Origin of the sequence: Acidovorax benzenivorans, from assembly GCF_028680575.1 — a bacterium.
Taxonomy (GTDB): Bacteria; Pseudomonadota; Gammaproteobacteria; order Burkholderiales; family Burkholderiaceae_C; genus Acidovorax; species Acidovorax benzenivorans.
In genome coordinates, this window is the sequence record NZ_JAPCKI010000016.1 from 75,443 (window position 1) to 101,399 (window position 25,957).

Annotated in this window: 25 protein-coding genes; 9 read left to right on the top strand and 16 right to left on the bottom strand. The window is 64.1% G+C overall.

The genetic code is table 11. The annotated features are described in order from the left end of the window. Positions 1–107: 107 nt before the first annotated feature. Both OIN59_RS20570 and lexA read right to left on the bottom strand, forming a co-directional pair. Complete coding sequence (locus OIN59_RS20570; RefSeq protein ID WP_274113361.1) at positions 108–1,115, bottom strand: D-2-hydroxyacid dehydrogenase family protein; 1,008 nt, start codon at positions 1,113–1,115, stop codon at positions 108–110. A gap of 1,068 nt (positions 1,116–2,183) precedes the next feature. After that, on the bottom strand, positions 2,184–2,858 hold the full coding sequence (gene lexA, locus OIN59_RS20575; protein ID WP_274113363.1) for a transcriptional repressor LexA: 675 nt from the start codon (positions 2,856–2,858) through the stop codon (positions 2,184–2,186). Positions 2,859–2,941: 83 nt separating this feature from the next. On the opposite strand from lexA, the gene OIN59_RS20580 reads away from it, so the two are divergent. From OIN59_RS20580 to OIN59_RS20590, 3 genes are read left to right on the top strand one after another with little or no spacing between them, the layout of a single operon-like run. Next, entirely contained in the window at positions 2,942–3,901 is a 960-nt protein-coding gene (locus OIN59_RS20580) for an asparaginase (protein ID WP_274113365.1), read from the top strand. A gap of 19 nt (positions 3,902–3,920) precedes the next feature. Further along, a complete protein-coding gene (locus tag OIN59_RS20585; protein WP_274113367.1) occupies positions 3,921–4,340 on the top strand; it encodes a hypothetical protein in 420 nt (139 codons plus the stop codon). 30 nt (positions 4,341–4,370) lie between these two features. Continuing rightward, on the top strand, positions 4,371–4,841 hold the full coding sequence (locus OIN59_RS20590; protein WP_274113369.1) for a DUF6152 family protein: 471 nt from the start codon (positions 4,371–4,373) through the stop codon (positions 4,839–4,841). A gap of 178 nt (positions 4,842–5,019) precedes the next feature. Here OIN59_RS20590 and adk read toward each other — a convergent pair whose 3' ends face one another. From adk to OIN59_RS20620, 6 genes are all read right to left on the bottom strand, one after another. After that, on the bottom strand, positions 5,020–5,676 hold the full coding sequence (gene adk, locus OIN59_RS20595; protein WP_274113371.1) for an adenylate kinase: 657 nt from the start codon (positions 5,674–5,676) through the stop codon (positions 5,020–5,022). A gap of 256 nt (positions 5,677–5,932) precedes the next feature. Then, positions 5,933–6,763 (bottom strand): 3-deoxy-manno-octulosonate cytidylyltransferase, encoded by an 831-nt coding sequence (gene kdsB, locus OIN59_RS20600; protein ID WP_274113373.1) that lies wholly within the window; start codon positions 6,761–6,763, stop codon positions 5,933–5,935. Continuing rightward, a complete protein-coding gene (locus OIN59_RS20605; RefSeq protein WP_056062396.1) occupies positions 6,760–6,942 on the bottom strand; it encodes a Trm112 family protein in 183 nt (60 codons plus the stop codon). The genes kdsB and OIN59_RS20605 overlap by 4 nt, the downstream gene beginning before the upstream one ends. Before the next feature lie 28 nt (positions 6,943–6,970). Continuing rightward, complete coding sequence (lpxK, locus tag OIN59_RS20610) at positions 6,971–8,080, bottom strand: tetraacyldisaccharide 4'-kinase (protein WP_274113376.1); 1,110 nt, start codon at positions 8,078–8,080, stop codon at positions 6,971–6,973. Positions 8,081–8,085: 5 nt separating this feature from the next. Further along, positions 8,086–8,520: an ExbD/TolR family protein gene (locus OIN59_RS20615; protein ID WP_274113378.1), complete on the bottom strand. Its 435-nt coding sequence runs from the start codon at positions 8,518–8,520 to the stop codon at positions 8,086–8,088. A 5-nt stretch (positions 8,521–8,525) separates the two neighbouring features. Continuing rightward, the gene (locus OIN59_RS20620; RefSeq protein WP_056062406.1) at positions 8,526–9,173 is read right to left on the bottom strand and encodes a MotA/TolQ/ExbB proton channel family protein; all 648 of its coding nucleotides are present in this window, start codon (positions 9,171–9,173) and stop codon (positions 8,526–8,528) included. A 352-nt stretch (positions 9,174–9,525) separates the two neighbouring features. Between OIN59_RS20620 and xseA the strand changes: the two genes are divergently transcribed. Both xseA and OIN59_RS20630 read left to right on the top strand, forming a co-directional pair. Continuing rightward, the gene (gene xseA, locus OIN59_RS20625; RefSeq protein WP_274113380.1) at positions 9,526–10,851 is read left to right on the top strand and encodes an exodeoxyribonuclease VII large subunit; all 1,326 of its coding nucleotides are present in this window, start codon (positions 9,526–9,528) and stop codon (positions 10,849–10,851) included. A 212-nt stretch (positions 10,852–11,063) separates the two neighbouring features. Then, positions 11,064–11,645: a superoxide dismutase gene (locus OIN59_RS20630; protein WP_274113382.1), complete on the top strand. Its 582-nt coding sequence runs from the start codon at positions 11,064–11,066 to the stop codon at positions 11,643–11,645. Between the two features lie 164 nt (positions 11,646–11,809). Here the strand turns inward: OIN59_RS20630 and OIN59_RS20635 are convergent, their stop codons facing one another. Together OIN59_RS20635 and OIN59_RS20640 are read right to left on the bottom strand one after the other, a co-directional pair. Then, entirely contained in the window at positions 11,810–12,349 is a 540-nt protein-coding gene (locus OIN59_RS20635) for a DUF192 domain-containing protein (RefSeq protein WP_274113384.1), read from the bottom strand. 185 nt (positions 12,350–12,534) lie between these two features. After that, on the bottom strand, positions 12,535–12,756 hold the full coding sequence (locus tag OIN59_RS20640) for a hypothetical protein (protein ID WP_274113386.1): 222 nt from the start codon (positions 12,754–12,756) through the stop codon (positions 12,535–12,537). Positions 12,757–12,981: 225 nt separating this feature from the next. Between OIN59_RS20640 and icd the strand changes: the two genes are divergently transcribed. The 4 genes from icd to OIN59_RS20660 all read left to right on the top strand — a co-directional run bounded on the left by icd (position 12,982) and on the right by OIN59_RS20660 (position 20,543). Then, positions 12,982–14,241 (top strand): NADP-dependent isocitrate dehydrogenase, encoded by a 1,260-nt coding sequence (gene icd, locus OIN59_RS20645; RefSeq protein ID WP_274113388.1) that lies wholly within the window; start codon positions 12,982–12,984, stop codon positions 14,239–14,241. A gap of 390 nt (positions 14,242–14,631) precedes the next feature. Then, positions 14,632–16,482 carry a PAS domain S-box protein gene (locus tag OIN59_RS20650; protein WP_274113390.1) on the top strand — a complete coding sequence of 617 codons (1,851 nt, stop codon included), beginning with the start codon at positions 14,632–14,634 and terminating at the stop codon, positions 16,480–16,482. Next, positions 16,479–16,892 (top strand): response regulator, encoded by a 414-nt coding sequence (locus tag OIN59_RS20655; RefSeq protein WP_274113392.1) that lies wholly within the window; start codon positions 16,479–16,481, stop codon positions 16,890–16,892. Before OIN59_RS20650 ends, OIN59_RS20655 begins: the two co-directional genes overlap by 4 nt. 18 nt (positions 16,893–16,910) lie before the next feature. Further along, the gene (locus tag OIN59_RS20660) at positions 16,911–20,543 is read left to right on the top strand and encodes an EAL domain-containing protein (RefSeq protein WP_274113394.1); all 3,633 of its coding nucleotides are present in this window, start codon (positions 16,911–16,913) and stop codon (positions 20,541–20,543) included. Positions 20,544–20,660: 117 nt separating this feature from the next. On the opposite strand, the gene mmsB is transcribed toward OIN59_RS20660, so the two are convergent. The 6 genes from mmsB to OIN59_RS20690 form a co-directional block, all read right to left on the bottom strand. Further along, positions 20,661–21,563: a 3-hydroxyisobutyrate dehydrogenase gene (gene mmsB / locus OIN59_RS20665; RefSeq protein ID WP_274113446.1), complete on the bottom strand. Its 903-nt coding sequence runs from the start codon at positions 21,561–21,563 to the stop codon at positions 20,661–20,663. Between the two features lie 100 nt (positions 21,564–21,663). Beyond that, positions 21,664–22,065, bottom strand: a complete 402-nt coding sequence (locus tag OIN59_RS20670) for a DUF488 domain-containing protein (protein WP_274113396.1) — start codon at positions 22,063–22,065, stop codon at positions 21,664–21,666. A gap of 41 nt (positions 22,066–22,106) precedes the next feature. Then, the gene (locus OIN59_RS20675) at positions 22,107–22,592 is read right to left on the bottom strand and encodes a TfoX/Sxy family protein (RefSeq protein WP_274113398.1); all 486 of its coding nucleotides are present in this window, start codon (positions 22,590–22,592) and stop codon (positions 22,107–22,109) included. A gap of 66 nt (positions 22,593–22,658) precedes the next feature. After that, a complete protein-coding gene (locus OIN59_RS20680) occupies positions 22,659–23,825 on the bottom strand; it encodes an acyl-CoA dehydrogenase family protein (protein WP_274113400.1) in 1,167 nt (388 codons plus the stop codon). A gap of 45 nt (positions 23,826–23,870) precedes the next feature. Next, positions 23,871–24,287 carry a lysozyme inhibitor LprI family protein gene (locus OIN59_RS20685; protein ID WP_274113402.1) on the bottom strand — a complete coding sequence of 139 codons (417 nt, stop codon included), beginning with the start codon at positions 24,285–24,287 and terminating at the stop codon, positions 23,871–23,873. A 141-nt stretch (positions 24,288–24,428) separates the two neighbouring features. Next, the gene (locus OIN59_RS20690) at positions 24,429–25,952 is read right to left on the bottom strand and encodes a CoA-acylating methylmalonate-semialdehyde dehydrogenase (protein WP_274113404.1); all 1,524 of its coding nucleotides are present in this window, start codon (positions 25,950–25,952) and stop codon (positions 24,429–24,431) included. Positions 25,953–25,957: the final 5 nt, after the last annotated feature.

Genomic DNA, 25,957 nt, shown 5'->3' on the forward strand with positions numbered 1-25,957 from the left:
CAGTGCCTTGCAGCCATGAAAAAAGGCTTCCCTCGGGAAGCCTTTTTTACTGTGAGTACGACTACAAAGCGGCCAACGTCGCAACTGCCTGGTAACTGCCTAGCCAGTTAGCGCCTGACCTGCAGCGAGCCAGGGTTCACGATGTTGGTAGGGGTGCCTTTGATGAAATTCACCACGTTGTCAAAAGCTGCACCAAAGTAGAGTTCGTAGCTGTCCTGCTCCACGTATCCAATGTGTGGCGTGCAGATGCAATTTTCCAGACGGAGCAGGGCGTGGCCTTGCAGAATGGGTTCGCTCTCGAATACGTCCACCGCCGCCAATCCAGGGCGGCCTCGGTTGAGGGCCGCGATCAGCGCGTCGGGCTCAATCAGTTCTGCACGTGATGTATTGACCAGCAGCGACGTGGACTTCATGCACGACAGGTCTTCGAGCGAGATGATGCCGCGCGTTTCGTCGTTCAGGCGCAGGTGCAACGAGATCACGTCGCACTGCGAAAAGAACTCTTCGCGCGTGGCCGCGGCCTGATAGCCATCCGTGAGCGCTTGCGCGCGCGATGCTTCACGGCCCCAGACGCGCACGTTCATGCCAAACGCCCGTCCATAGCCTGCCACCAATTGTCCAATGCGGCCGTAGCCCCAAATGCCCAGTGTTTTACCCCGCAGCACGCTGCCGACACCGAAGTTGGCGGGCATCGATGCGGTCTTGAGGCCGGACTGCTGCCACGCGCCATGCTTGAGGTTGGAGATGTACTGAGGCAGGCGGCGCATGGAGGCCATCACAAGGGCCCAGGTCAGCTCCGCAGGGGCCACGGGAGAGCCGACCCCTTCTGCCACGGCAATGCCCCGTTCGGTGCACGCCGCCACATCAATGTGGCTGCCAATCTTGCCGGTTTGCGCGATGAGCTTGAGCCGAGGGAGCTTTTCGACCAATTGACGTGTGATCTGGGTCCGTTCACGGATCAGCACAATGATGTCAGCGTCTTTGAGCCGCACCGAGAGCTGCCCCAGCCCCTTGACCGTGTTGGTGTAAACCTTGGCGGTATACGCGTCGAGCCGAGAGGCGCAATGCAGCTTGCGTACCGCATCCTGGTAATCGTCGAGGATCACAATATTCATCCCGACATTGTGCCTTGGCAGGCACGGGTGAATGCCACCCAGGTCATGCGGGGCATACCAAAGCCAGCGGTTTTTGGTGACTGAGTGCTGCACAGATGCTGAAGATGACTCCGTGGCACCGCATGTGTGGTGCAGATTAGAGTCAGAGAGCGTCTACGCGCGAGGTCTGCAGCAGCACGGCCTTGAGTTTGGGACCTGTCGGCGTCTTGGTGTCTATCGTTTGCGGATCGATCCTCTACCCGAAACTGCGGCCGGCCGCAGTGTACGGGTGTAAGAGGAGGGCTCCCGCTCATACAACCCGCTGTGCCAAACGAATCAGGCCCGGAGCGCCTCGGATGCTGCCAAACGGTCCAGCTCTGCGCAGACGTCGGCCATACGCCCCGCAATCACCAGGCGGACAGCGCCTGCGTCAGAGGCCTGGCGCAGCACTCTGGCGGACCGTGGGGGGCAGGTGTCTGTGCCCAATGACGCCAAAAAGGCTTGTCGCTTGCTGCCAGCCATGTGCGTGGGCAGAAAAGAGCGGTGGGCGGCGGTTGGTCTGGCGGGGCTTTCTGGCGTTCGTACTGGCGGCTTGGCGGTAAAAGGCCAGTTTCCGCGCAATGGACGTTGCCCCTGGTGCTCCGTCGATTTGCCGGGTACCAAGGCTTGGATCGAGTTCCCGCGAGAGGCCGATGCTAAGGAGTTGCCGGGTTTGACTTCTCCCATGCCGACTGGTTGCACGAGCAAGTCCAGCGGGCCCGTGGAGGCGCGTTCTGGACTTGCAAACAGTCTTTTCAGACTGCGAAGGGGGTTCTGCACGGCAGAGAGGGTGAACAAAGCAATTCCCATGTGAAAACTCCGAAAGTCGGGGGTTGAACATAGGCAGGATTGCGAAGTGGTCGAACGCCAATGCGGCCAGAAGCAGCGCGAGTTGATCCCCGGCGGTGCAGCCAACTGCTCCGCCGATTCATCACGCCTTGCCTGAGAGGCCTTGGTATTCAACGGGACCTGCACCGCAGGGCTGGTGTACCGATCGCAATCCGTTCACCAAACGCCCGCCACCCACGGCGCGGCCCCTGTGGACATGCGTTACATCAGCATGGTGTTGCGGATAAGACCGACTGCCAGGCCTTCGATTTCGAAAGGTTCGCCGGGCTGCACCACGATGACGGGATAGTCGGGGTTTTCGGGCAGCAGCTCGATGGTGGTGGCCGTGCGGCGCAGGCGCTTGACGGTGACGTCGTCACCCAGACGGGCCACGATGATCTGGCCGTTGCGAGCTTCGCGGGTGGACTGCACGGCGAGCAAGTCGCCGTCCATGATGCCGGCGTCGCGCATGGACATGCCCCGCACCTTGAGCAGGTAGTCGGGCTTGTGCTGGAAGAGGCTGTTTTCCACGCTATAGGTTTGGTCCACATGTTCCTGCGCGAGAATGGGCGACCCCGCAGCAACCCGCCCCACCAGGGGCAGCACCAGCTGTGACAGGCCCGGGATGGGCAGACTGAATTGGTTGCCGCGGGCTGCGTTGATGGAGCGCACCGTATCGCTGCGCAAGCGGATGCCGCGAGAGGTGCCGCTGACCAGTTCAATCACGCCTTTGCGGGCCAGGGCCTGCAAATGTTCTTCTGCAGCGTTGGCCGACTTGAAACCGAGCTCGGCCGCGATTTCTGCGCGGGTGGGGGGCGCGCCAGTGCGTGCGATGGCGGTCTGGATGAGATCCAGAATCTGCTGCTGGCGGGCGGTGAGTTTGGGGTTGTCGAGCATGGTGGTTTCCGGTGCAGGCGGTTACAGTGGCGAACAACTGTTTTTTAATCCAGTAACTGTATTTTTCACCAGTTTTTCGGAGTATGCAAGTGAGTGGGCAAAAAATTGTGGTTTTGGGTACAGGGGGCACGATTGCAGGCACCTCGGCTCAGGCGGGGGACAACATCGGCTATACCGCTGCGCAGGTGGGAGTGGAGCAACTGCTGGCGGCTGTGCCCGGCCTGCAGGCGCTGGCAGGCGGCGCCTTGGTGACGGAGCAGGTGGCCCAGATCGACAGCAAGGACATGGATTGCGAGGTATGGCGCACGTTGGCACTGCGGTGCGCGCACCATCTGAATGACCCGGAGGTGCGGGGCGTGGTCATCACCCACGGCACGGACACCTTGGAAGAGACGGCGTGGTTTTTGCACGAGGTACTGAATGCGCGCAAACCCGTTGTGCTGACCTGTGCCATGCGGCCAGCCACTGCCCTGACCCCCGATGGCCCCCAGAACCTGCTGGACGCGGTGGCAACGGTGCTGGCGCCCGAGGCGATGGGCGTGCTGGCGGTTGCTGGAGGTGAAGTACATGGCGCTCGGCATGTGCAAAAAGTGCATCCGTACCGTGTCCATGCTTTCAGCTCTGGGGAGGCAGGCCCTTTGGGCTGGATCGAAGAGGGAAACGTTCGTTGGGCATGTAATGGGCCTGTAGCGCCCGTGAAATATACAGATATTGCTATGAATAGCGTAGCAATTGCGGCTGGCTGGCCCTGGGTGGAAATCGTCATGAGCCATGCAGGTGCGTCGGGCAGGGCGGTCGATGCCCTGGTGCGAGAGGGCGTGCAGGGCCTGGTGGTGGCCTGCACTGGCAACGGCACCATCCACCACGATCTGGAGGCTGCGTTGGTGCGCGCGCAGCACGCAGGGGTGCGGGTGCTGCGTTCTACCCGCTGCGCCGAGGGGCAGGTGCTGTCCAAGCCGGGGGATGTGCTGCCGACCTCGCAAGGTCTGTCGCCCGTCAAGGCGCGGGTCGCCTTGATCCTTGATTTGCTGCGGGCGGATTGAGCGAGAAGGGCTGCGCACCGTGTTCACTGCCCTCAAAACACACGCCTGGGCTTATCCCGCGCTCGAAGTCGTCCACATCGTGGGCATTGCGCTGTTGCTGGGCAATCTGGTGTTGTTGGAGTTGCGGGTGTTTGGGCGCGGCGCCGCTTTGCCGGTGAAAGACCTCGCCAGGCTGAGCCTGACCTTGGCGCTGTGTGGCTTTGGATTGGCAGCGGCGTCGGGTCTGTTGATGTTTGCCACCCAGCCCGCCGAGTTGCTCGGCAATCGGGCCTTTACCTTGAAGATGCTGTTGTTAATGCTTGCGGGCTGCAATGCGGGGTGGTTTCATGCACGTGGTTCGCTCACGCGCCTGGATGGCCTGGCACGCCTGCAGATGCTGGCATCTACCGTGGTGTGGCTGGTGGTGGTGGCCTGTGGCCGCTGGATTGCGTACCTTTGATGTTGGCCCCCTCGTCCATCAGGAGCCTGTATGAGCCTGCAACGTCGCCATGTGCTGATTGCCGCAAGTGCCTTGCCTTTGGGGGCGCATGCGCACCATGGCTGGAGCCGTTTTGATGCGGACCGACCGCTGTATCTGGAGGGTGCGGTACGCAAAGTGCGCTGGCAAAACCCGCATGCGGAACTGGAGCTGGAGCTACCCGCCGCGCTCCGGTTGCCAGCGGACCTTGCGCAACGCGCCATCCCAGTGCAGACAGCGCCTGTGGATGGGCGTGCACTGCTGGCCAAAACGGTGCTACCCGTCCGCAAGGACCGCGTCTGGGGGATTGAGTTGGCGCCTCTGACCCGCATGCAGGCCTGGCAGGTGCCCGAGATCAAACTGGGCGCGGCTGTGTCGGTGGTGGGCTTTGGCTTGCGCGGCGAAAAGGGCGAGGCGGTGCTGCGCGCCGAATACCTGTTTGTGGACGGCAAAGCCTATGGGCTGCGGTCCAGCCCAGCCTGAGTCGCAATACATGCCTGCGACAAGTGGGATAAGCGGGATGTCACTGCACCTGCGTTTAGGTCACCGCACCGCGTGTAGAGGTGGCCCATGAAAAAAGCGACGCCCTGATACAGAGCGTCGCTTTGGTGGAGCTTGACCGCCAAACGGGCGTCAGACGGTTTTCGATCAGTTCAATGGATCAGCTGGCCAGCGCTTGCAGTGCGCGTGCGGTGATCTCGTCCACGCTGCCTGTGCCGCTGATAGCGCGGTACTTGGGCGCTGCGGCGGGTTCGGCCTTGGCCCAGTTGCTGTAGTAGTCCACCAGGGGGCGTGTCTGGTCGCTGTAGACCTGCAGGCGCTTCTTGACGGTTTCTTCCTTGTCGTCTTCGCGCTGGATCAGCTCTTCGCCTGTCACGTCGTCCTGGCCTTCCACCTTGGGTGGGTTGAACTTGACGTGGTAAGTGCGGCCGCTGGCAGGGTGTGAACGGCGGCCGCTCATGCGTTCGATGATGGCGTCAAAGGGCACATCGATTTCGAGCACGTAGTCGAGCTTGACTCCTGCTGCCTTCATGGCATCGGCTTGGGGAATGGTGCGGGGAAAACCGTCAAACAGGAAGCCGTTGGCGCAGTCTGCTTGCGTGATGCGTTCCTTGACGAGACCGATGATGATGTCGTCACTGACCAGGGCACCTGAATCCATCACCGCCTTGGCTTGCAGGCCCAGGGGGGTGCCGGCCTTGACGGCTGCGCGCAGCATGTCGCCGGTGGAGATCTGGGGAATGCCGTACTTCTGGCAGATGAACGTGGCTTGCGTGCCCTTTCCGGCGCCAGGCGCGCCCAACAGAATCAGTCTCATGGATGTCCTCGAAGGTTAGAAATCGGGTGGCGCCGCTGGCGGGGACGTTCGAAGGGCGCCTGAAGCCGTTCTGTGCGCCCGGGATGCGGTGCTCTCGTTACAGTTGAGGATAGCATGTGACCACCTTGTGTCGACTTACATGGGGAGCCATTCCTAGGTCGGCTCCTCCATCTGGCCTCCATGTGAGCCCGCTATACGCCCCCAATGCATTCAAAGTGTGGCCAAAGTGCGCGCCGCTGGCAGCTATAGGCAGCGTTCAGCGAAACAGCGCGCGCACCCGCTCCAGGTCCTCCGGCGTATCCACGCCAGGGCCTGGCGCTGCGTCGGCCAGGTGCACGGCGATGCGGTAGCCGTGCCAGAGTGCGCGCAGCTGCTCCAGTGCCTCGACCGCCTCGGTCGGTGCAGGCGCCAGTTGTGGAAATTCCCGCAAGAACCCCGCGCGATAGCTATAGATGCCCACATGCCGCAGCGGCGCAAAGCCTTGCAGTGCTGCCACGCCAGGGTGTGCGGCCTGCGCTGCACCCTCCCACCACGCGTTACCTGCATGGTCCCGTCCGAACGGAATCGGCGCACGGCTGAAGTAGTGCGCCAGGCCCCGAGCGTCCACCACTACCTTCACCACATTGGGGTTGGTGTAGTCAGCCAGGGATGCGATGGCATGGGCGGCAGTGCCCATGCTGGCTTCGGGGCGCTTTTCATCACGGTCTTGCAGCAGATTCGCGACGGCATTGATGAGGCCGGGGTCTATCAGTGGCTCGTCACCCTGCACATTGACCACGATGTCGTCACCCTCCAGCCCTAATTGAGTGCAGGCCTCGGCCAGGCGGTCGCTGCCGCTGGCATGGTCGGCGCGGGTCATGACGGCTTGTACGCCATGGGCTGCGCAGGCTTGCAGGATGCGTGCGTCGTCCGCAGCCACCACGACGCGGGTTGCAGCGCTCTGCGCAGCACGCTGGGCCACGCGCACGACCATGGGCAGACCGGCAATGTCAGCCAGGGGCTTGTCTGGCAAACGGCTCGAAGCCATGCGTGCCGGGATCAGCACGGTGAAGGGGCTGTGGGCTGCAGTGGCCACGGGTGCGCTCACTGTTCCAGTTCCTCGTCGGTCAGCGTGCGGGCTTCGTTTTCCAGCAGCACCGGGATTCCGTCGCGCACCGGGTAGGCCAGCCGTGCGCTGCGCGAGACGAGTTCCTGCGCCTCGCGGTCATAGGTCAGTGGGCCTTTGGTGACGGGGCAGACCAGCAGTTCAAGCAGTTTGGGGTCCATGGGGGAGGGGCTTTCCGGGAGGGTTCGTTCAGGCAGGGGCAGATGATAGCGGCGGCCTGGTTGCCGCAGGGCTGGGGACGACCTGGGTCAACCAGCCATCCAGCGCGTCAAAAAAGGGCTGTGCCATCTGCACGGCCAGCGGTACGGCCAGCGCGTCCGGGTGGTGGCCCCAGAGCTTCACCGCGTCCTTTTCGGTACAAATCAGCGGTATGCGCTTATCAGATATGCGCTGCCAGCTATCAAAATCATAGTGATCTGGCAGGGCCTCGGTGCGTTCCAGCGTCAGGCCTTGGGCGCGCAGCATGGCAAAGAAGTCACCAGGCCTGGCCACGGCAGCTACCGCATGCAGCGGATGGCCGCGCAGATCGGCCAGCGGCACCTGGTGGCCGTCCGACTGCAGGGCATAGCGCGCCAGGCTGCGCTGTAGCGCAAATGCAGGCGCCGTGGTCCTGCGCGGTGGCGCACTGCCCGCGTGCAGCACGAGATCCACGGGGCGGGGCCAGGGCTCTCGCAGCGGGCCTGCAGGCAGCAGAAAACCGTTGCCGATGCCCTGGTCGTTGAAGATGCAGATCTCCAGGTCCCGCTGCAGCGCCAGGTGCTGCAAGCCGTCGTCACAAATGATCACATCGGTATCGGGGTGGGCCGCCAGCAGCGCGCGCGCGGCGGTGATGCGGCGCGGGGCCACAAACACGGGCACCGTGCCGCCGCCCGCCACGCTGCGTGCAATCAGGGCGGGTTCGTCGCCTACCTCGCTGGCCGGACTGTCGGGCCGCACCGCGCGGCAGTCCTGCGTGCTGCGGCCATAGCCGCGCGAAATCACTCCCGCGCGCAGGCCGCGTGCCTGCAGGTGTTTGACGAGTGCGATAACCACAGGGGTTTTACCGGCGCCCCCGGCAATCACATTGCCTACCACGATGACGGGGCGGCCCGGGTGTTCGGCCCGGAGCCAGCCCCAGCGGTACAGCCAACGGCGCAGGGTCACCAAGCTGCCGTACACCAGTGAGACAGGCCATAGCGCCCAGGCGGCTGGGCCCCTGGACTGCCAGATTTTTTGTAGCCGTTGTTCGGCCGCGGGTGAGGAGGGGGGTGGAGCCGGTGGGGCCGGAGCCCGAGGCGCCTGCGGCCCGGAGCCAGCCATGCCCGTCAGCGGCTGGCCGCGCGTGCCGACGCGGACGACTGCGTGGCAAACGTGATTTGCGTGAGGCCCACGCGGCGCGCGGCTTCCATCACGGTGACCACGGATTGGTGCGGCGACATGGCGTCGGCGCTGATGATCACCACGCTGTCACGGCCCGCCGTGGCGGCGCTGCGTAGTGCCTGGGCGATCGCGTCCACACTCTTGCCCTCCACGCCGGTCTTGTTGACGGCGTAGCGGCCATCGGCGGCCACAGAGACAATCACTTCCTTGGGGTGGTCGCGCTGTTGCTCGGCGTCGGCCACGGGCAGGGTGAGCTGCAGCTCCGTGAACTTGCTGTACGTGGTGGTCAGCATCAGAAAGATGAGGATCACCAGCAGCACGTCGATGAACGGGATCAGGTTGATCTCGGGCTCATCCTTGGCGCGGGGGCGGAAATTCATGGGGCTTATTTGGCTTTGCGCAGGCGCAGGATGTGGCGGACGAATTGCTCCGACGCCAGCTCCAGCGTGAGCAGATAGGCGTCCACACGTGCCCGGAAGTAGCGCCAGAAGATCAGCGAAGGGATGGCCACGATCAGGCCAAACGCCGTGTTGTACAGCGCGATGGAGATGCCGTGTGCCAGCTGGGCCGGGTTGCCGCCACCCATGGCCTGGCCCACACCACCGCCGCCCGCCTGCGAGCCAAAGATCTCGATCATGCCGATGACGGTGCCCAACAGGCCCAGCAGTGGCGCCGCCGAGGCGATGGTGGCCAGGGCGGAGAGGTATTTTTCCAACCGGTGCGCCACCGCGCGGCCGGTGCCCTCCATGGCAGCACGCAGGTCGGTCTCGCTGCACTGGGGGTTGCTGTTGAGGGTGCGCAGGCCGCTGGCCAGCACCTCGCCCAAGGCCGAGTTCTGGGCCAGCTGGTTTACCACATCGGGCGTAGGCAAGGCCTTGGACGACACCGTGATGGCTTCGTCGAGCAGTTTGGGGGGGGCAACGCGGGCCGTTTTCAGGGCCAGAAAACGTTCAAAAATCAGTGCCAGTCCCAGGACGGAACACGCGATCAGGGGCCAGATGGGCCAGCCTGCGGCTTGTATGATGGACAGCAAATCTCTCTCCGCGCAGATGAAAGCAATCGGCGATTATGGCCTAGCTTGCGGTGGCCGCTGCGTCACAAACCGTTACGTTATCGCGCACGCCATCCGTTGCCGCGCTCACCCACAAAAACTGTGGATAACTTTGTGGGCAACCCGCATCCAGAGCCCCGCAAAGTGGCTCCGCGCCGTGCTTACAACAGATTGATGAAAAATTGTGCAATGAAAAACGTATATAAATCAATAACTTGCACGTGCGCTCGTGTTTTGCAGCCGGTTGGGGTGCCTATGCTGGGAGGCGCTGCCGCTGGCCCGAAACTGTGGAGTACTTGCATGGTGTGCGCGGCGCCAACGCCCGCCGTTTCTCATGTTTGAGCGCCCGGGCCCAGCAGCGGCGCCCCGAATTTGGGAAGTTGGTGCGCTGTGCCGCGCCATTGCTGATGCCCTAGAGGCGCGCTTCAATCCTGTCGCGGTGCGCGGGGAGATCACGGGCTTCTCGCGCGCATCCAGCGGGCATTGTTATTTTTCGATCAAAGACGCCAACGGGCAACTGCGCTGCGCCATGTTTCGCCGCGCTGCCACCCTGCTTGACTTTTCGCCGCGCGATGGCGAATTGGTGGAAGTGCGCGGGCGCCTCGGTGTGTACGAGGCGCGAGGCGATCTGCAGTTCATTGTCGAAAGCATGCAGCGCGCAGGGCAGGGTGCGCTGTTCGAGCAGTTCCTGCGGCTCAAGGCACAGCTCGAAGCGGAGGGGCTGTTCGACACGGCGCGCAAGCGCCCGTTGCCGCTGCAGCCCCGTGGTATTGGCCTGGTCACCTCGACCGGTGCGGCGGCGCTGCACGATGTGGTCACGGCCTTGCGCCGCCGTGTGCCGCACATCCCGGTGGTGCTGGTGCCAGCGCAGGTGCAAGGCGTGGCTGCCCCGCCGTCGATCATTGCTGCGCTATCAAAACTGTATCTGCTCGCGCAAGCAGGACAAGCGCCAGGGGCTGATTGGACCAAAAATCCGCCCATTGACGTAATCCTGCTGGTGCGCGGGGGCGGTTCCATCGAAGACCTGTGGGCCTTCAACGACGAACAACTGGCCCGCACCATCGTGCAGAGCCCGGTGCCGCTGGTCAGCGGTGTGGGGCACGAGACAGATTTCACCATCGCTGACTTTTGCGCCGACCTGCGCGCACCAACGCCCACGGCGGCGGCCGAGCTGGTGGCCCAGCCGCGCGATGTGTGGCTGGGCGCGCTGGGGTTGCTGGCCGGACGCATCAGCGACGGAGTACAGCGCCAGATCGACGCCCGGCACCAGCGGCTGGATCAGGCGGCAGCGCGGCTGGGCCGCCCCTCGGGCCTGGTGGCGCGCCAGCAGTTGCAACTGGCGCGCCTCGCGCAGCGCATGCGCCACGGCGTGCTCCTGAAAATGCAGCGCCTGGTGCAAGTGCAACAAGCGCTAGAGGTCAATTTTCCCCAAGCACTGCAACGCAGCGTGGCGCAGCATACCGAGCGGCTGGACCGCGCCGCCTTGCGTCTGGAGCTGCTGGACCCACGCCTCGTGCTGCAGCGTGGTTATGCGCTGCTGACCGACACCAGCGGCCAGGCGGTGACCAGCGTACGCCAGGCCCAGCCGGGCGACGCGCTGCGGGCCACACTGGCCGACGGTGCGGTGGATGTGACGGTGTCGCAGCCACGGCTGCTGTAACCGGATTGCGCAGGGCGAGGGTGCGACTGGGGGCCTTTTTGTAGGACAGTGGCGGTTTGCTGCGTTACAGGTGGGGTGCGGGAGTCCTCACGCTGCACAGGTCACCTGATGTTCCTACAATGCCCCCTTCGCGCTGTGTCCGACTGCATTGATCAGGAAAGCCCGCGTTGCAGACGGCATCCCAGAATTTCAAACCACGAGGAAACACCACCATGGAACATACCCTTCCCCCGCTGCCCTACGCCATCGACGCCCTGGCTCCGCACTACAGCCAGGAAACCCTGGAGTACCACCACGGCAAGCACCACAACGCCTATGTGGTGAACCTCAACAACCTGCAAAAGGGCACCGAGTTCGAAGCCTTGACGCTCGAAGAGATCGTCAAGAAGGCCAGCGGCGGCATCTATAACAACGCTGCGCAAATCTGGAACCACACCTTCTTCTGGAACTGCATGGCTCCCCAGGGCGGCGGTGAGCCTTCTGGCGCACTGGCTGCAGCCATCACCGCCAAGTGGGGCAGCTACGCAGCCTTCAAGGAAGCCTTCGTGAAGTCCGCCGTGGGCAACTTCGGTTCGGGCTGGACCTGGCTGGTGAAGAAGGCCGACGGTAGCGTGGACATCGTCAACACCGGCGCCGCCGGCACGCCCCTGACCACCGCCGACAAGGCGCTGCTGACCGTGGACGTGTGGGAACACGCGTACTACATCGACTACCGCAACATGCGTCCCAAGTTCGTCGAGACCTTCCTCGATAAGCTGGTGAACTGGAAGTTTGCCGAAGCCAACTTCGCCTGATCGATCCAGTCCGTCGCGGTGTCGTGTCCACATCGCGCAGACAACAAAAAACGGCCTTCGGGCCGTTTTTTGTTGCATATCCCAGATTGTGGCCTTTTGGGGCTGATGCGCTAGTGAATCATGCTTGTGCAGCTATTAAATTGATAGTTTTTGCGGCCTTGCCCTCATTGCCGGGCAAACGGCGTGCCGCTGAGTTTGGCCCCTGCCTTGATGCCTTTCTTGGCAAACCAGCCCTGGTTCATCTCCAGCACATACCGCACGGGCTTGGCTGAGCAGTGCGAGTCCAGCGTCTGGGGCTTCATGTCCTCCAGATTCACGATGGTGCCGTCATCGGCAACGAAGGCTGCAGTGAGCGGCAGCAAGGTGTTCTTCATCCAGAAGCATTGTTGGGAGGTCTGCTCAAAGACAAACAGCATGCCCTCGTGCGCGGGCATTTCCTTGCGGTACATCAGGCCCGTCTGGCGCTCCTGGGGAGCGAGGGCGACTTGGGCGTCGATGCGGTGCATGCCGGCGGTCAGCTCCACGCGCCGCAGATTCATCTGTGGGCCCTCCTGCGCCTGGGTGACCCCGGCGGGCACCACCAGTGCACATGCCGCCAGCCAAACACCCCACGCCCCGACGGCTCGGCGGGCGAAGCGCTGAATGCCGGTGGCACCACGCGGAGCGTCATTCGGAAGGGCTGGGGTGGAGCGTGAGGCGGTCATGGACGTGGCTTTCTGGTCAACAAGGAACATGGCGAATAACGACGGACTGCAGGGGGTGCAAAAAGTTCTGGCGGCGCGCAGGGGCTGTAGCAGCGCCAAAGAAAACGCCCGCAGCAGCGGGCGATTTTGAATCAGTGAAGGCCCGAGGCCCCTGTTGCGGGTGCGCTAGGCCGTGCCGGACTGCTTCAGGCTGCCTTGTGGGCGGTTTTCTTCTTGGCGACCTTTTTGTGGGTCTTCTTTTTCTTGGCGGTCTTGGTTGCTTTGGTCTTTGCTACCGGCGCAGGAGCCTGAGCGGCCATGGGGGCTGCTGCAGGCGCAGTGGCTGGGGCAGGAGCTGCTGCGGGTGCCTGTGCAAAAGCGCCAGCAGTGAACAGACCGGCCACGAGGACAGCGAGGAGTTTTTTCATATATGCCGTTTCCAGTGTGAACGAAGGTTGAAGGACTGTGCGAAACCCGCACGAATCCGCTCGCAACGATAGCAGTGCCCAGCACGTGGACAGGGGCTTGGAAGAAAATTTTTCTCATTAGAATGGTTTGAAACCACACTGCCGCGCCTGTGGCGGCCCTCCTTTTCCTCGCTTTGCCCCTCATCGACCGAATCACACTCGGCGCATACCGGAGACTCCCCACCCATGACCACCTACCAGCACATCGTGGTGCCTGCCGAAGGCCAGAAAATCACCGTCAACGCCGACATGTCCCTGAATGTGCCGGACGAGCCCATCATCCCCTTCATCGAAGGTGACGGTACGGGCCTCGACATCACGCCCGTCATGATCAAGGTGGTCGATGCCGCCGTGGCCAAGGCCTATGGGGGCAAGAAAAAGATTCACTGGATGGAGGTGTACGCGGGCGAAAAGTCCACCAAGGTCTACGGTCCCGATGTCTGGCTGCCTGAAGAAACCATGCAGGTACTGCGCGAGTACGTGGTCTCCATCAAGGGCCCGCTGACTACGCCCGTGGGCGGCGGCATCCGTTCGCTCAATGTGGCGCTGCGCCAGGAGCTGGACCTGTATGTCTGCCTGCGGCCTGTGCAGTATTTCAAGGGCGTGCCTTCGCCGCTGAAGGAGCCCGAAAAGACCAACATGGTCATCTTCCGCGAGAACTCGGAAGACATCTACGCCGGCATCGAATTCGAAGCTCAGTCCGACAAGGCGAAAAAGCTCATCAAGTTCCTGCAGGACGAAATGGGTGTCAAAAAGATCCGCTTCCCCAATACGTCCGGTCTGGGCGTGAAGCCCGTTTCCATCGAGGGCACGGAGCGCCTGGTGCGCAAGGCCATCCAGTACGCCATCGACAACGACAAGCCCAGCGTGACCATCGTGCACAAGGGCAACATCATGAAGTACACCGAGGGTGGCTTCCGCGACTGGGCCTATGCGCTGGCACAGAAGGAGTTTGGTGCCCAGCTCATCGACGGCGGCCCCTGGTGCCGCCTCAAGAACCCCAAGACGGGCAAGGAAATCACCATCAAGGACAGCATTGCCGATGCCTTCCTGCAGCAGATCCTGCTGCGCCCGGCAGAGTATTCGGTGGTGGCTACGCTCAATCTGAACGGTGACTACATTTCCGACGCGCTGGCCGCGCAGGTCGGTGGCATCGGCATTGCACCCGGCGCCAACATGTCCGACTCGGTGGCCTGCTTTGAGGCCACGCACGGCACGGCGCCCAAGTACGCTGGCAAGGACTACGTCAACCCCGGCTCCGAGATCCTGTCGGCCGAGATGATGCTGCGCCACATGGGCTGGACCGCAGCTGCCGACCTGATCATCCGCTCGCTGGAAAAATCGATCGCCTCCAAGAGGGTCACCTACGACTTTGCGCGTCTGATGGAAGGCGCTACGCAGGTGAGCTGCTCGGGCTTTGGACAGGTCATGATCGACCACATGTAATCTTGCACTGCACCGCCGCCTGGGCGGAACGGCCCGTGATGCATTGGCGCCCCTGATCCCTTGATGGGCTCAGGGGTTTGTTTTTTGCGGCGGCCATTGTCCATTGCGGCCGGTGACGGGGTGCGGCCATGTTGGCATTTCTGTGTTGGAGTTTTGCCGCGTTCCCCCCTAATATGGGTTGGCGCTTTCGCCGCAATGCGCAGCCCCTGCCGTCACGAAGCGGGGGATGGGTCTGCGGTGCGACGAAGGCGTGGTGACGATGCACAGTACGGCGAGGGTGTTGTGCACCATCACCACCCATACAACAACACCGACACCGGGGCGAAAGCGAGGGCGCACCAGGCACAGCAGACGCTGCGATGCCGCCCCGTCCTGGAGTAAGAGGGCTGCATGGCGACTGATTTTTCTGCTGCGTACTGGGAGCAAAACCCCGATGCATTGCTGGTGCTATCGCCCCAGGGTGTGGTGCTGGAGTGGAACCCGGCGGCCGAGCTGATTTTTGGCTACTCGCAGGCCGAAGTGCAGGGGCGCTCCATTCTCGACCTGATCGTGCCCCAGGGCCGCGCACACGAAGAAGACCTTTTCCGTGCCGAAGCCCTGCGCCTGGGCACCTCGGTACAAGAGGCCGTGCGCCGCCGCAAAGACGGCTCGCTGGTGCATGTCAATGTATCGACCAAGGCCGTGCGCGATGCGGGTGGGCAGGTGCTGTACTTCTTGTCGAGCAAGAAGGATGTCACCCAGCTCAAGGTGCAGCGCGATGCAAAGCTGCTGGAGGCCCGGTTTCGTGACCTGCTCGAATCCACCCCCGACGCGATCGTGATGGTCAACGTGACCGGGCGCATCGTGCTCGTCAACTCGCAGGCCGAGCGCGTGTTTGGCTACCCCCGCGCCGAGCTGCTGGGCCAGGCGGTGGAGGTGTTGTTGCCCCACCGCTACCGGGGCGCCCACCTGGGCCACCGCAGCGGTTTTTTTGGCCAGCCGCGCACCCGCACCATGGGCGCGGGCTTGGAGCTGCATGGCCTGCGCAAGGACGGCGGTGAGTTTCCGGTCGAGATCAGCCTGAGCCCCATCGACACCGAAGAGGGCACCATGGTGATGAGCGCCATCCGCGACATCACCGATCGCAAGCGCGCGGACCAGAAGTTCAAGGACCTGCTGGAGGCCGCGCCCGACGCCATGGTCATCGTCAACCGCGAGGGGCGCATCGTGCTCGTCAACTCGCAGGCGGTCAAACTGTTTGGCTGGAGCCGCGACGAGCTGCTGGGCCGGCCCATTGAGTTGCTGGTGCCCCAGCGTTTCAGTGCCCGCCACCCCGACCACCGGCGCAATTTTTTTACCGAACCGCGCACCCGCTCCATGGGCGCAGGGCTGGAGCTGCATGGCCTGCGCAAGGACGGCAGCGAGTTTCCGGTGGAGATCAGCCTGAGCCCGCTGGAGACGGAGGAGGGCCTGTTTGTCTCCAGCGCCATCCGCGATGTGACCGAGCGCAAGCGCATCGAGCAGGTGCTGCGCGACAAGAACCTTGAGCTGGAGAACGCGGCCTTGGTGAAAGACCGCTTTCTGGCCAGCATGTCCCACGAGCTGCGCACGCCGCTCAACGCCATCATTGGCTTTACCGGCACGCTGCTCATGAAGCTGCCCGGCCCGCTCAATGCCGAGCAGGACAAGCAGTTGCGCATTGTGCAGACGGGGGCCAAGCACCTGCTGTCGCTCATCAATGACCTGCTGGACGTGGCCAAGCTCAGCGCCAACAAAGTCACGCTGAACCTGGAACCGGTGGACTGCAAAACCCTGATCGAAGAAGTGTCTGCCACACTGGAACTGGAGGCGCGGCGCAAGGGCCTGGCCTTTGCAGTGCACACGCCACCGGGCGAGCTGATGCTGAAGACTGACCGGCGCGCGCTCAGCCAGATACTGATCAACCTCGTGGGTAACGCCATTAAATTCACTCGGCAGGGGCGGGTGGATGTAGTGCTGCAGGAGCTGCAACTACCCAGCGGCCGCGCCGTGCAGCTGCGGGTGCAGGACACCGGCCCTGGCATACCGCTGTTGGAGCAGCCCCGCCTGTTCGAGGCGTTTTCGCGGGTAGAAAGCGCGGACCGGCGCCACCACGAGGGCACAGGCCTGGGCCTGCACCTGAGCCGCAAGCTGGCCGAGGCCCTGGGTGGCACGCTGGGTTTTGACAGCACCGAGGGCCTGGGTAGTACCTTCACCTTGCAGTTGCCGGAGCATGTGGCATGACTACCACCACCACAAATCCCGCCACCGTTCTGGTCATTGAGGATGATGACGCCAGCCGCATGCTGGTCACCTACCTGCTCGAAGCCGCCGGCCACCGGGTGCTGGCCGCCGAAAACGGCGCCGTGGGGCTGGACCTGGCCCTGGCCGAGGGGCCGGACATCGTGCTGTGCGACTTGCAGATGCCGGTGATGAACGGCTACGAAGTGGCGCGCGGCCTGCGTGCCAGCCCGCACTGGCGGGCGGTGCCTCTGGTGGCGGTCACGGCGTTTTCGATGCCGGGCGACCGTGAGAAGGCGCTCGAATTCGGCTTTAATGAACACTTGTCCAAGCCCATCACGCCCGAAACCTTTGTGCAGCAGATCGAGGCGTTTTTGGCCAGCACCCGTCCGACTCCGCCCCAATCAGGTTGAACACCCAGTACGTACAGCATGGCAAAGATCCTTGTCGTTGATGACCTCCCCGCCAATCGCGCGCTGGTGGTCACGCTCATCGGGCACAGCGGCCATCAGGCGCTGGAGGCTGCCGATGGCGCCGAGGCGTTGGCCGTTGTCCGTGCCGAGCGGCCCGACCTGGTGATCTCCGACATCCTGATGCCGACTATGGACGGCTTTGAGTTTGTGCGGCAACTGCGCTCCGAACACGGCCTGGCGGCCACGCAGGTGATCTTTTGCAGCGCCCACTACCGCGAGGACGAAGCCCTGCGCCTCGCCGAGGCCTGTGGCGTGACCCAGGTGCTGTTCAAGCCCTGTGAGCCGCAGGACATCCTCGCCGCCATCGAACAGGCGCTCACGCAGATCCGTCACCAGCCCTCGGTGGCGCTGGAGCACAGTTTTCAGACCCGCCACCTGCAGCTGATGACCGACAAGCTTACAGGCAACATGGCCGAGCTGGAGGCCATGAACCGGCGCCTGTCCGCGCTGACCGACCTGAACCTGCAGCTGGCCTCCGAGCGCGACCCGCAGGTGCTGCTGGCCAACGTGTGCCGGGTGGCGCGCGAGCTGGTGGGCGCGCAGTACGCCGTATTGTGCGTGGTGCGCAAGCACAGCGACGGCTCCATCGCCTGCACCAGCGGCATCGAACCTGCCCAGCAGACCGGACTATTAGATCTGCCCGTGGTATCGCACGGGCTGCTGGGCCAGTTGCGGGCGGAACGCCGCCCGCACCGCCTTGCCAACCCGGGGGGCGACCCGGTGGCGCTGGGACTGCCCGCAGGCTATCCGCCGGTGCACACAGCGGTGGTCGCGCCCATCGTGTCGTTGTCGTTCTCCTACGGCTGGCTGTGCCTGGCCAACAAGCAAGGGGCCGACGCCTTCAGCGCCGACGACGAGAAAGTCCTGGCCATCTTGGGCGCGCAGGTGGGGCGCATTTATGAGAATGGCAGCCTGTACCTGGAGATCCAGCAGCACGCTGAGCAGTTGCAGGTGCAGGTGCAAGAGCGCCAACGGGCCATGGATGCTCTGCGTGCCAACAAGGCCAGCCTGCGCAGGGCCCAGGCGCTGGCCAAGATATCCCACGTCATCAGCGGGCCCGATGGTGCCTTCGAAAGCTGGCTGGACACCTTGCCCGACATGCTGGGGCTGGACGAAAGCGCCATGCCCCGCTCGGCCCGCGACTGGCTGGTGCTGGTGCACCCTGACGACCGCGACATGTTCCGCCGCCATGCGCTGCAGGCGTCGCAACAGGGGGCGCGCATGGACTTCACCTACCGCGTCCTGTGTGGCGACGGGCAGCCGCTGTACCTGCGCCAGGTGATGGAGCCGCTGGAGGACGAAGCGGGCCGGGGCGAGCAGGGCCGCTGGTTCAACACCATCCAGGACGTCACCAAGGAAAAGCGGGCCGAGGAAGAACTGCACGAGAGCGATCGTCGCTTCAACGACATGCTCGACAAGGTCGAGATGATCTCGCTGATGCTGGACTGCGAAGGGCGCATCACCTATTGCAACGACTACCTGCTGCGCCTGACGGGCTGGCAGCGCGACGAGGTGTTTGGCCGCAACTGGTTCGACCTGTTTGTGCCGCCCGAGTTGGGCAATGTGCGCGGCGTTTTTGCCGATGTGCTGGCCGACCGGCCGTCTGCCTGGCACTACGACAACGAGATACTGACCCGCTCGGGCGGGCGGCGCCTGGTGCACTGGAACAACACCGTGCTGCGCTCGGTGGGTGGGCAGGTGACGGGGGTGGCGGCCTTGGGAGAAGACATCACCGCACGCCGTGATGCCGAACACCGAGTCAAGCGCCTCAACCGCGTGTACGCCGTGCTCAGCGGCATCAACACCCTGATCGTGCGCGTGCGCCAGCGCGACGAGTTGTTCCGCGAGGCTTGCCGCATCGCGGTGGAGCACGGCCAGTTCAAGATCGCCTGGATCGGCCGCGTGGACCACACGCTGCAAGAGGTGGTTCCAGTCGCCCTGGCAGGCGCAGAGGCGGACTTTCTGATGCTCGTGCGGCGTCGGCTGTGGCTCAGCGGAACCCCCAGGGAGGGTGAAAGCCTGAGCGCCAGCGTGGTGCGCACCCAGCAGGCCGCAGTGTGCGAAGACATCCGCAACGACCCGCGCGTCCTCGTGCCCAAAGAACTGGCCGCGCGCGGCGTGGCCTCGATGGCCGTGTTGCCCTTGCTGGTGGCACATGAGGTGGTGGGCGTGATGGCCCTGTTTGCCGATGAGGCCAGGTTTTTTGACGATGACGAGATGCACCTGCTCACCGAGTTGGCGGGGGACATCGGCTTTGCCATGGATCACCTCGACAAGGAAGAGCGGCTGAACTACCTGGCGTACTACGACGACATCACCGGTCTGCCCAATCGCACCCTGTTTCTGGAGCGCAGCGGCCAGCACCTGCGGCCTCGCGAAGGGGCCAAGGCGCTGAAGGGCATGGGGCTCATGGACATCAGCCGGTTTCGCTTCGTCAACGACACCCTGGGGCGCCAGGAGGGGGACGAACTGCTCAAGCAGGTGGCGCTGCGGCTGCAACAAGCTGCGGGCGACGCGTACGACGTGGCGCGCATTGGTGTCAACAGCTTTGGCATCGCCGTGACCGACGCGCGTGACGCGGGGGCGGTGGCGATGGCGCTGGACGGACTGATGCGGGCCTGTTTTGACGCCCCCTTTGTGCTGGGCGGCACCGAGCTGCGCATGGCGGCCAAGGCCGGGGTCGCGCTGTACCCCATGGACGGCGCCGATGCAGAAACCCTGCTGCGCAACGCCGAGGCAGCCCTCAACAAGGCCAAGGCCTCGGCCGACAGTCTGCTGTTCTACACCTCGGAGATGAACACCCGCGTGGCCGAGGCCCTGAGCCTGGAAGGCCGCCTGCGCGATGCGCTGGAGCAGGGCCAGTTTGTGCTGCATTACCAGCCCAAGCAGCACCTGGCCACCGGTGCCATCGCCGGTGCCGAGGCCTTGATCCGCTGGAACGACCCCCGCCGGGGCCTGGTGCCGCCCGCCCAATTCATCCCCGTGCTGGAAGAAACCGGCTTGATCTACGACGTGGGCCGCTGGGCGCTGCGCCAGGCCCTGGCCGACAACCTACGCTGGCGCCAGGCGGGGCTGGCGCCGCTGCGGGTGGCGGTCAATGTGTCGTTCTTGCAGCTGCGCCACCGGGGCTTCATCGCCGAGGTACGCGACGCCGTGGCCCACGATGCCGGGGCTGGAGCGGGGCTAGAGCTGGAGATCACCGAAAGCATGGTCATGGACGATGTGCAGCACAGCACCGCCAGCCTGCATGCGCTGCGCGAGATGGGCATCACCATCGCCATCGACGACTTTGGCACGGGGTTCTCGTCACTGAGCTACCTGGCCAAACTGCCGGTGGACACGCTCAAGATCGACCGGTCCTTCATCCTGAACATGGCCTCGGGTCCGCAGGGTGTTGCATTGGTGTCCACCATCATCAACCTGGGTCACTCGCTGGGGCTGGAGGTGGTGGCCGAAGGCGTGGAGACCGAGGACCAGTCTCGACGCCTTGCGCTTTTGGGCTGCGACGAGATCCAGGGATATCTGCTGAGCAAGCCTGTGCCCGCCGAGGTGTTTGAGGCGCAGTTTCTGCGGACTCTGGTAGGGAAATAACAGGCAAAAAAAACCGACCCGAAGGTCGGCAGGGTCGGCAGGGTCGGCATGGCCGACGTGGAGTGTGTGGCTGGTGGGGCCGCCGCAATGATCGGCAGGGCCGCCAGCCCTTCACCCTCAGCCTTTTTGCACCATCTTGATGATGCTGGAAAAATCCAGCGCGCCATGGCCCGCCAGGCTGTGCGCGGCGTACAGGTTGCGCGCCATGCCGCCCAGGGGCGTGGCGGCCTTCACCGCCATCGCGTTCTCTTGCGCCAGGCCCAGGTCCTTGAGCATCAGGTCCGTGCCAAAGCCGCCCGCATAGCCTTTGCTGGCGGGTGCGGTCTCCATCACGCCGGGGAAGGGGTTGTACTTCTCCAGCGCCCAGTTGCCGCCCGAGCTGCGGCGCATGATTTCGCTCAGCACCTTGGGGTCCAGGCCGTTGGCCACGCCCAGGGCGATGGCTTCGCTGGTGCCTGCCATCAGGATGCCCAGCAGCATGTTGTTGCAGATCTTGGCCGTCTGGCCTGCGCCCACGCTGCCTGCGTGGAAGATGTTGGCGCCCATTTTTTCGAGCACGGGGCGGGCGCGTTCCAGGTCGGCCGCATCGCCGCCCACCATGAAGGTGAGGGTGCCTGCAATGGCGCCGCCGGTGCCGCCCGAGACGGGGGCGTCGATAAAGGCCACGCCCTTGGCCTTGGCGGCCTCGGCCACCTTGCGGGAGGTGGCGGCGGCGATGGTGGAACAGTCGATGATCAGCGTGCCTGCAGGCAACTGGGCCAGCAGCTCGCCTGCGCCCAGAAAGAGGCCTTCCACATGCTGGCTGGCGGGCAGCATGCTGATGACGACTTCGGCACCCGCCACGGCGGCCTTGGCGTCAGCGGCGATGGGCACGCCGTCTGCGGCCAGCTTGTCGCGCGCGGGTTGCGAGAGGTCAAACGCGCGCACTTCGTGGCCTGCCTTGTGCAGGTTGTGTGCCATGGGGCCGCCCATGTTGCCGAGGCCGATGAATGCGATTTTCATGGTGTGTTGCTCCTGGATGTCGTTGTGATGGTGAAAGGGAAAGGGTCTGTGTTTGATATGAAATTAATAGCTGGTAACGCTTGTCCATCAAGCGCTAGAGGCTAAAAAGACTTGAAGTTCATTCGGCGATGTCTGCTCCACGGCTGGCCAACTCGGCCCGCAGCACCGAGCGGTGGCAGCGCGCCTCGTCTTCGCAGTAGCAGCCCAGCGACATCGCACTGTGGTGCGATAGCGCGGCCAGCAAATCCAGCGTGCGGCTGGCCTCGGGCTGAGCCAGCTCCTTGCGGAACTGTTTGGCGAACGCCTCCCACGCCTTGTCGCCTTCTTGGCCGGGTTGCACCTGTTGGCCCTGGGCCATCAAGTCGGCGCTGGGGGAGAGCAGGGGGTACCACACGTCGTAGTAGTCGCGGCTGGCGAACTCGGCCTTGGGCACGCCACGCGGCGGGCGGCGCACAGTGCCGATGCGGGTGCCTTCCCCGGCGGCGCGCGGGGTGCCAAGGCGGACGATGCGAAGGGGCATGGTGGTGGGCTCCGAGTGGGCGTTGTTAGAGGGCGGGCCGGTCAGTCGTCGGCTTCGAAGATGTTGTGCTTCTTTTTGGCAGCGGCCGTGGCTTTGGTTGCTGTGTTCTTCGGCTTGGCGCGGCTGCGGGCGGGCACCTGTTTGCCCGCAGCTGGGGGGCCGGTGGTTGGCTTCTTCTTGCGAGGCGAAGCCTTGGCCAGTGGGTTGTAGGCCAGGGCTTCTTCGAGCCAGTAGTTCCACTGCGCACGCGTGGTGTAGCCGTTGGGCTCCACCCAGAAGTAGCCCTGCATGCCCCCGCCGGGCGAGAGTTCGCGGGTGTTCTGCATCTCCTGCAGCGTGCCGTGGCGGTCGGGCGGCAGGCGCACCAGCAGGTCTTCGCCCTTGATGCCGATGCACAGCTTGCCGTCCACAAAAAAGCAGTAGCAGCCGAACATCGTGCGCTCGTCCACGTCGCTGCGGTGCGCGAATGCGCCGCGCACGGCGTCGATCAGGTGCAGGGTTTCGTCGCTGAGGGGGCGTGCAGGCATGGATTTGAATCAAATTGGCCGCTAGCGCTTGTTAAATAAGCGCAAGCAGCTATCAAATATGTAGTGCTAGCGAATGGCCTCCGTCGCGTCGCCATCCAGCATGCGCCGCGCAATGATGACGCGCATGATTTCGTTGGTGCCCTCCAGAATCTGGTGCACGCGCGCATCGCGCAGCAGGCGCTCCAGCGGGTATTCGCGGATGTAGCCGTAGCCGCCGTGCAGCTGCAAGGCGTCGTTGATGACGGTGAAGCCTGCGTCGGTGGCAAAACGCTTGGCCATGGCGCAGTAGGTCGATGCGTCGCGCGCACCGGCGTCGAGCTTGCTCGCGGCCAGGCGCACCATCTGGCGGGCAGCGACCAGCTCGGTGGCCATGTCGGCCAGCTTGAACTGCAGGGCCTGGAAGCTGGCGATGGGTTTACCGAACTGCTTGCGGTCTTGCATGTACTGCTGGGCAGCGTTGAGTGCGCCTTGCGCCGCGCCCACCGAGCAGGTGGCGATGTTGATGCGGCCGCCGTCCAGGCCCTTCATAGCGATCTTGAAGCCTTCGCCCTCGCGGCCGAGCAGGTGATCGGCGGGGATGCGCACGTTGTCAAAGCTGATGGTGCGGGTGGGCTGGCTGTTCCAGCCCATCTTGTGTTCCTTCTTGCCATAGGTGATGCCGGGTGCATCGGCTGGCACTGCAAAGGCGCTGATGCCACCTGCGCCCGATTGCGCATCACCCGTGCGGGCCATGAGCACCAGCACATCGGTGCTGCCTGCGCCGCTGATGAATGCCTTGGCGCCGTTGATGACGTATGCGTTGCCGACCAGCTCGGCGCGGGTTTTGAGCGATGCGGCATCCGAGCCCGCACCGGGTTCGGTCAGGCAGTAGCTGGCAAGCTTTTCGCCCGTGGTCAGCAGCGGCCCCCAGTGGTCGCGCACGGCGGGGGTGGCCCAGGTGCCCAGCATCCAGGTGGCCATGTTGTGGATGGTGATGAAGGCGGTGGTGCTGGGGTCCACGGCCGCCATTTCTTCAAAGACCAGCGTGGCGTCCAGGCGGGGCAGGGCGAGGCCACCGGCGGCTTCGGGCGCGTACAGGCCACAAAAACCCAGCTCGCCCGCCTTGGCGATGGCTTCTTTGGGGAAGATGCCCTCGGCGTCCCACAACGCCGCATGGGGCGCGAACTCGGCTTGCGCAAAGTCGCGGGCCGTCTGGGCAAAGGCGCGTTGTTCTTCGGTGAGTTCAAAGTCCATGGTGTTCTGTCTCGTCGTCGGTTCTTGTTGTTCTGTGCGCCCGGTTCAGGGCTTGGCGGACGGGTGGTCCAGCGTCAGCCAGCGCATCAGGCCCTTGCGGCGCGCCTCGGTCTCGGCCGTCAAACACTCGTGGTACAGACGCGGCCACTGGGGCTGCGACTCGGCACTGCGCGTGGCCTGCTTGCAGCGGGTGGTTCGCTCGCGTTGCCAGGCCGTGTGCTCCTGGCGCAGCTGGGGCCGTTCATGCGCCGACAGGGCGCGCATCACATCGCCGTAGAGGATTGCGATCTGCGTGTCTGCCGCCTGAAAGGCCTGCACGGCGCAGGCATTGGTTTCGTCTACGCTGCCGCTAGGCTTGCAGGCGGCGCCGGCCTGTGCGTGGGCATTGGCTCCCATCAGCATCACGCAAGCCGCACCGAAGACCATTGCGAATCCCCGCTTCTTCGTCTTGAAAATTTGCATGCCCTGCTTTTACCACCGACAACCGCGCGCAAAAACTGGCGCGGCACTAAGCCAGTGCCACCGCGCAAGGGCCACCCTGCCGCGCTGGTGGCGTCCCCCGCAGCGATGCAGAAGGGGGACGACGCGAAGCGGCTCTGGGGGTTACTTCAGACTTATGGTGGTGTTCACGCCATGCGACGTGGTGCTGTCGTCAAACCAGCGGGCCGTCACCGTCTTGGTCTGCGTGTAGAACATGATGACCTGCTTGCCGTAAGGGCCCAGGTCGCCCAGCTTGGACGCGCGCGAACCCGTGAACGAGAACAGGGGCACTGGCACAGGGATTGGCACATTGATGCCGACCTGGCCCACGTCGATTTCTTCCTGAAACTTGCGCGCTGCCGCACCCGACTGGGTGAAGATGGCGGTGCCGTTGCCGTTGGGGTTGCTGTTGATGAACTCGATGGCTTCGTCGATGTCGGCAGCAGGCACCAGGGCCAGCACGGGGCCAAAGATTTCCTGGTCGTAGATGGCCATGCCGGGCTTCACGTTCGAGAAGATCGTTGGGCCCACGAAGTTGCCCTTTTCATAGCCGGGCACCACAGGCTTGCGGCCGTCCAGCTCCAGCGTGGCGCCATCGGCGATGCCGCGTTCGATCAGGCCTTCCACACGCGAGAGCGCCGCGCAGGACACTAGCGGCCCCACGTCCGTGCCCTTTTCGGTGCCGCCGTTGACCCTGAGCGTTTTGGCCTTGGCCACCAGATCGGGAATCCACTTTTGCGCCTCGCCCACCAGCACCACCACGGGCAGGGCCATGCAGCGCTGGCCGGCGGCGCCGAACGCGGCACCGGCGATGGCGTTGAGCGACTGTTCCTTGTTCGCGTCGGGCAGGATGATCGCGTGGTTCTTGGCGCCCATCATGCATTGCGCGCGCTTGCCGGCCAGGGTGGCGCGGTTGTACACATGGGTGCCTACCTTGGTGGAGCCCACGAAGGACACGGCCTTGATGTCCTTGTGGTCGCAGATCGCGTTCACGGCCATTTCGCCGCCGTGGATCACGTTGAGCACGCCGGGTGGAATGCCTGCTTCGAGTGCCAGCTCCACCAGGCGCATGGTCACCATGGGGTCCTGCTCGGAGGGCTTGAGCACGAAGGTGTTGCCCGTGGCAATCGCCATGGGGAACATCCACAGCGGGATCATGGCCGGGAAGTTGAACGGCGTGATGCCTGCGCACACACCCAGGGGCTGCAGCAGGGTGTAGGTGTCCACGCCACCGGCCACGTTGTTGGCCAGCTCGCCCAGTTGCAGGTTGCCGATGCTGGCAGCGTGCTCGACCACTTCGAGGCCACGGAACACATCACCTTCGGCATCGGGCAGGGTCTTGCCTTGTTCGGCCGTGAGGATGGCGGCCAGCTCGGCCATGTTTTCGCGGATCAGCTGCTGGTACTTGAGGAAGATGCGGGCGCGCGTGCCGATGGGCGTCTTCTTCCAGGTCTTGAACGCTTCCTTGGCCGAGGCCACGGCGGCATTGATTTCGTCTGCCGTGGCAAACGGCACGCGGGCCAGCACCTGCTGCGTGGCGGGGTTCACCACATCGCGCCACTCGGTGGTCTTTGACTCGACGAACTGGCCGCCGATCAGCAGCTTGACGGTGGGGGCCAGTACGGCCGAGGAAGTGGGTGCGTTCATGGGTT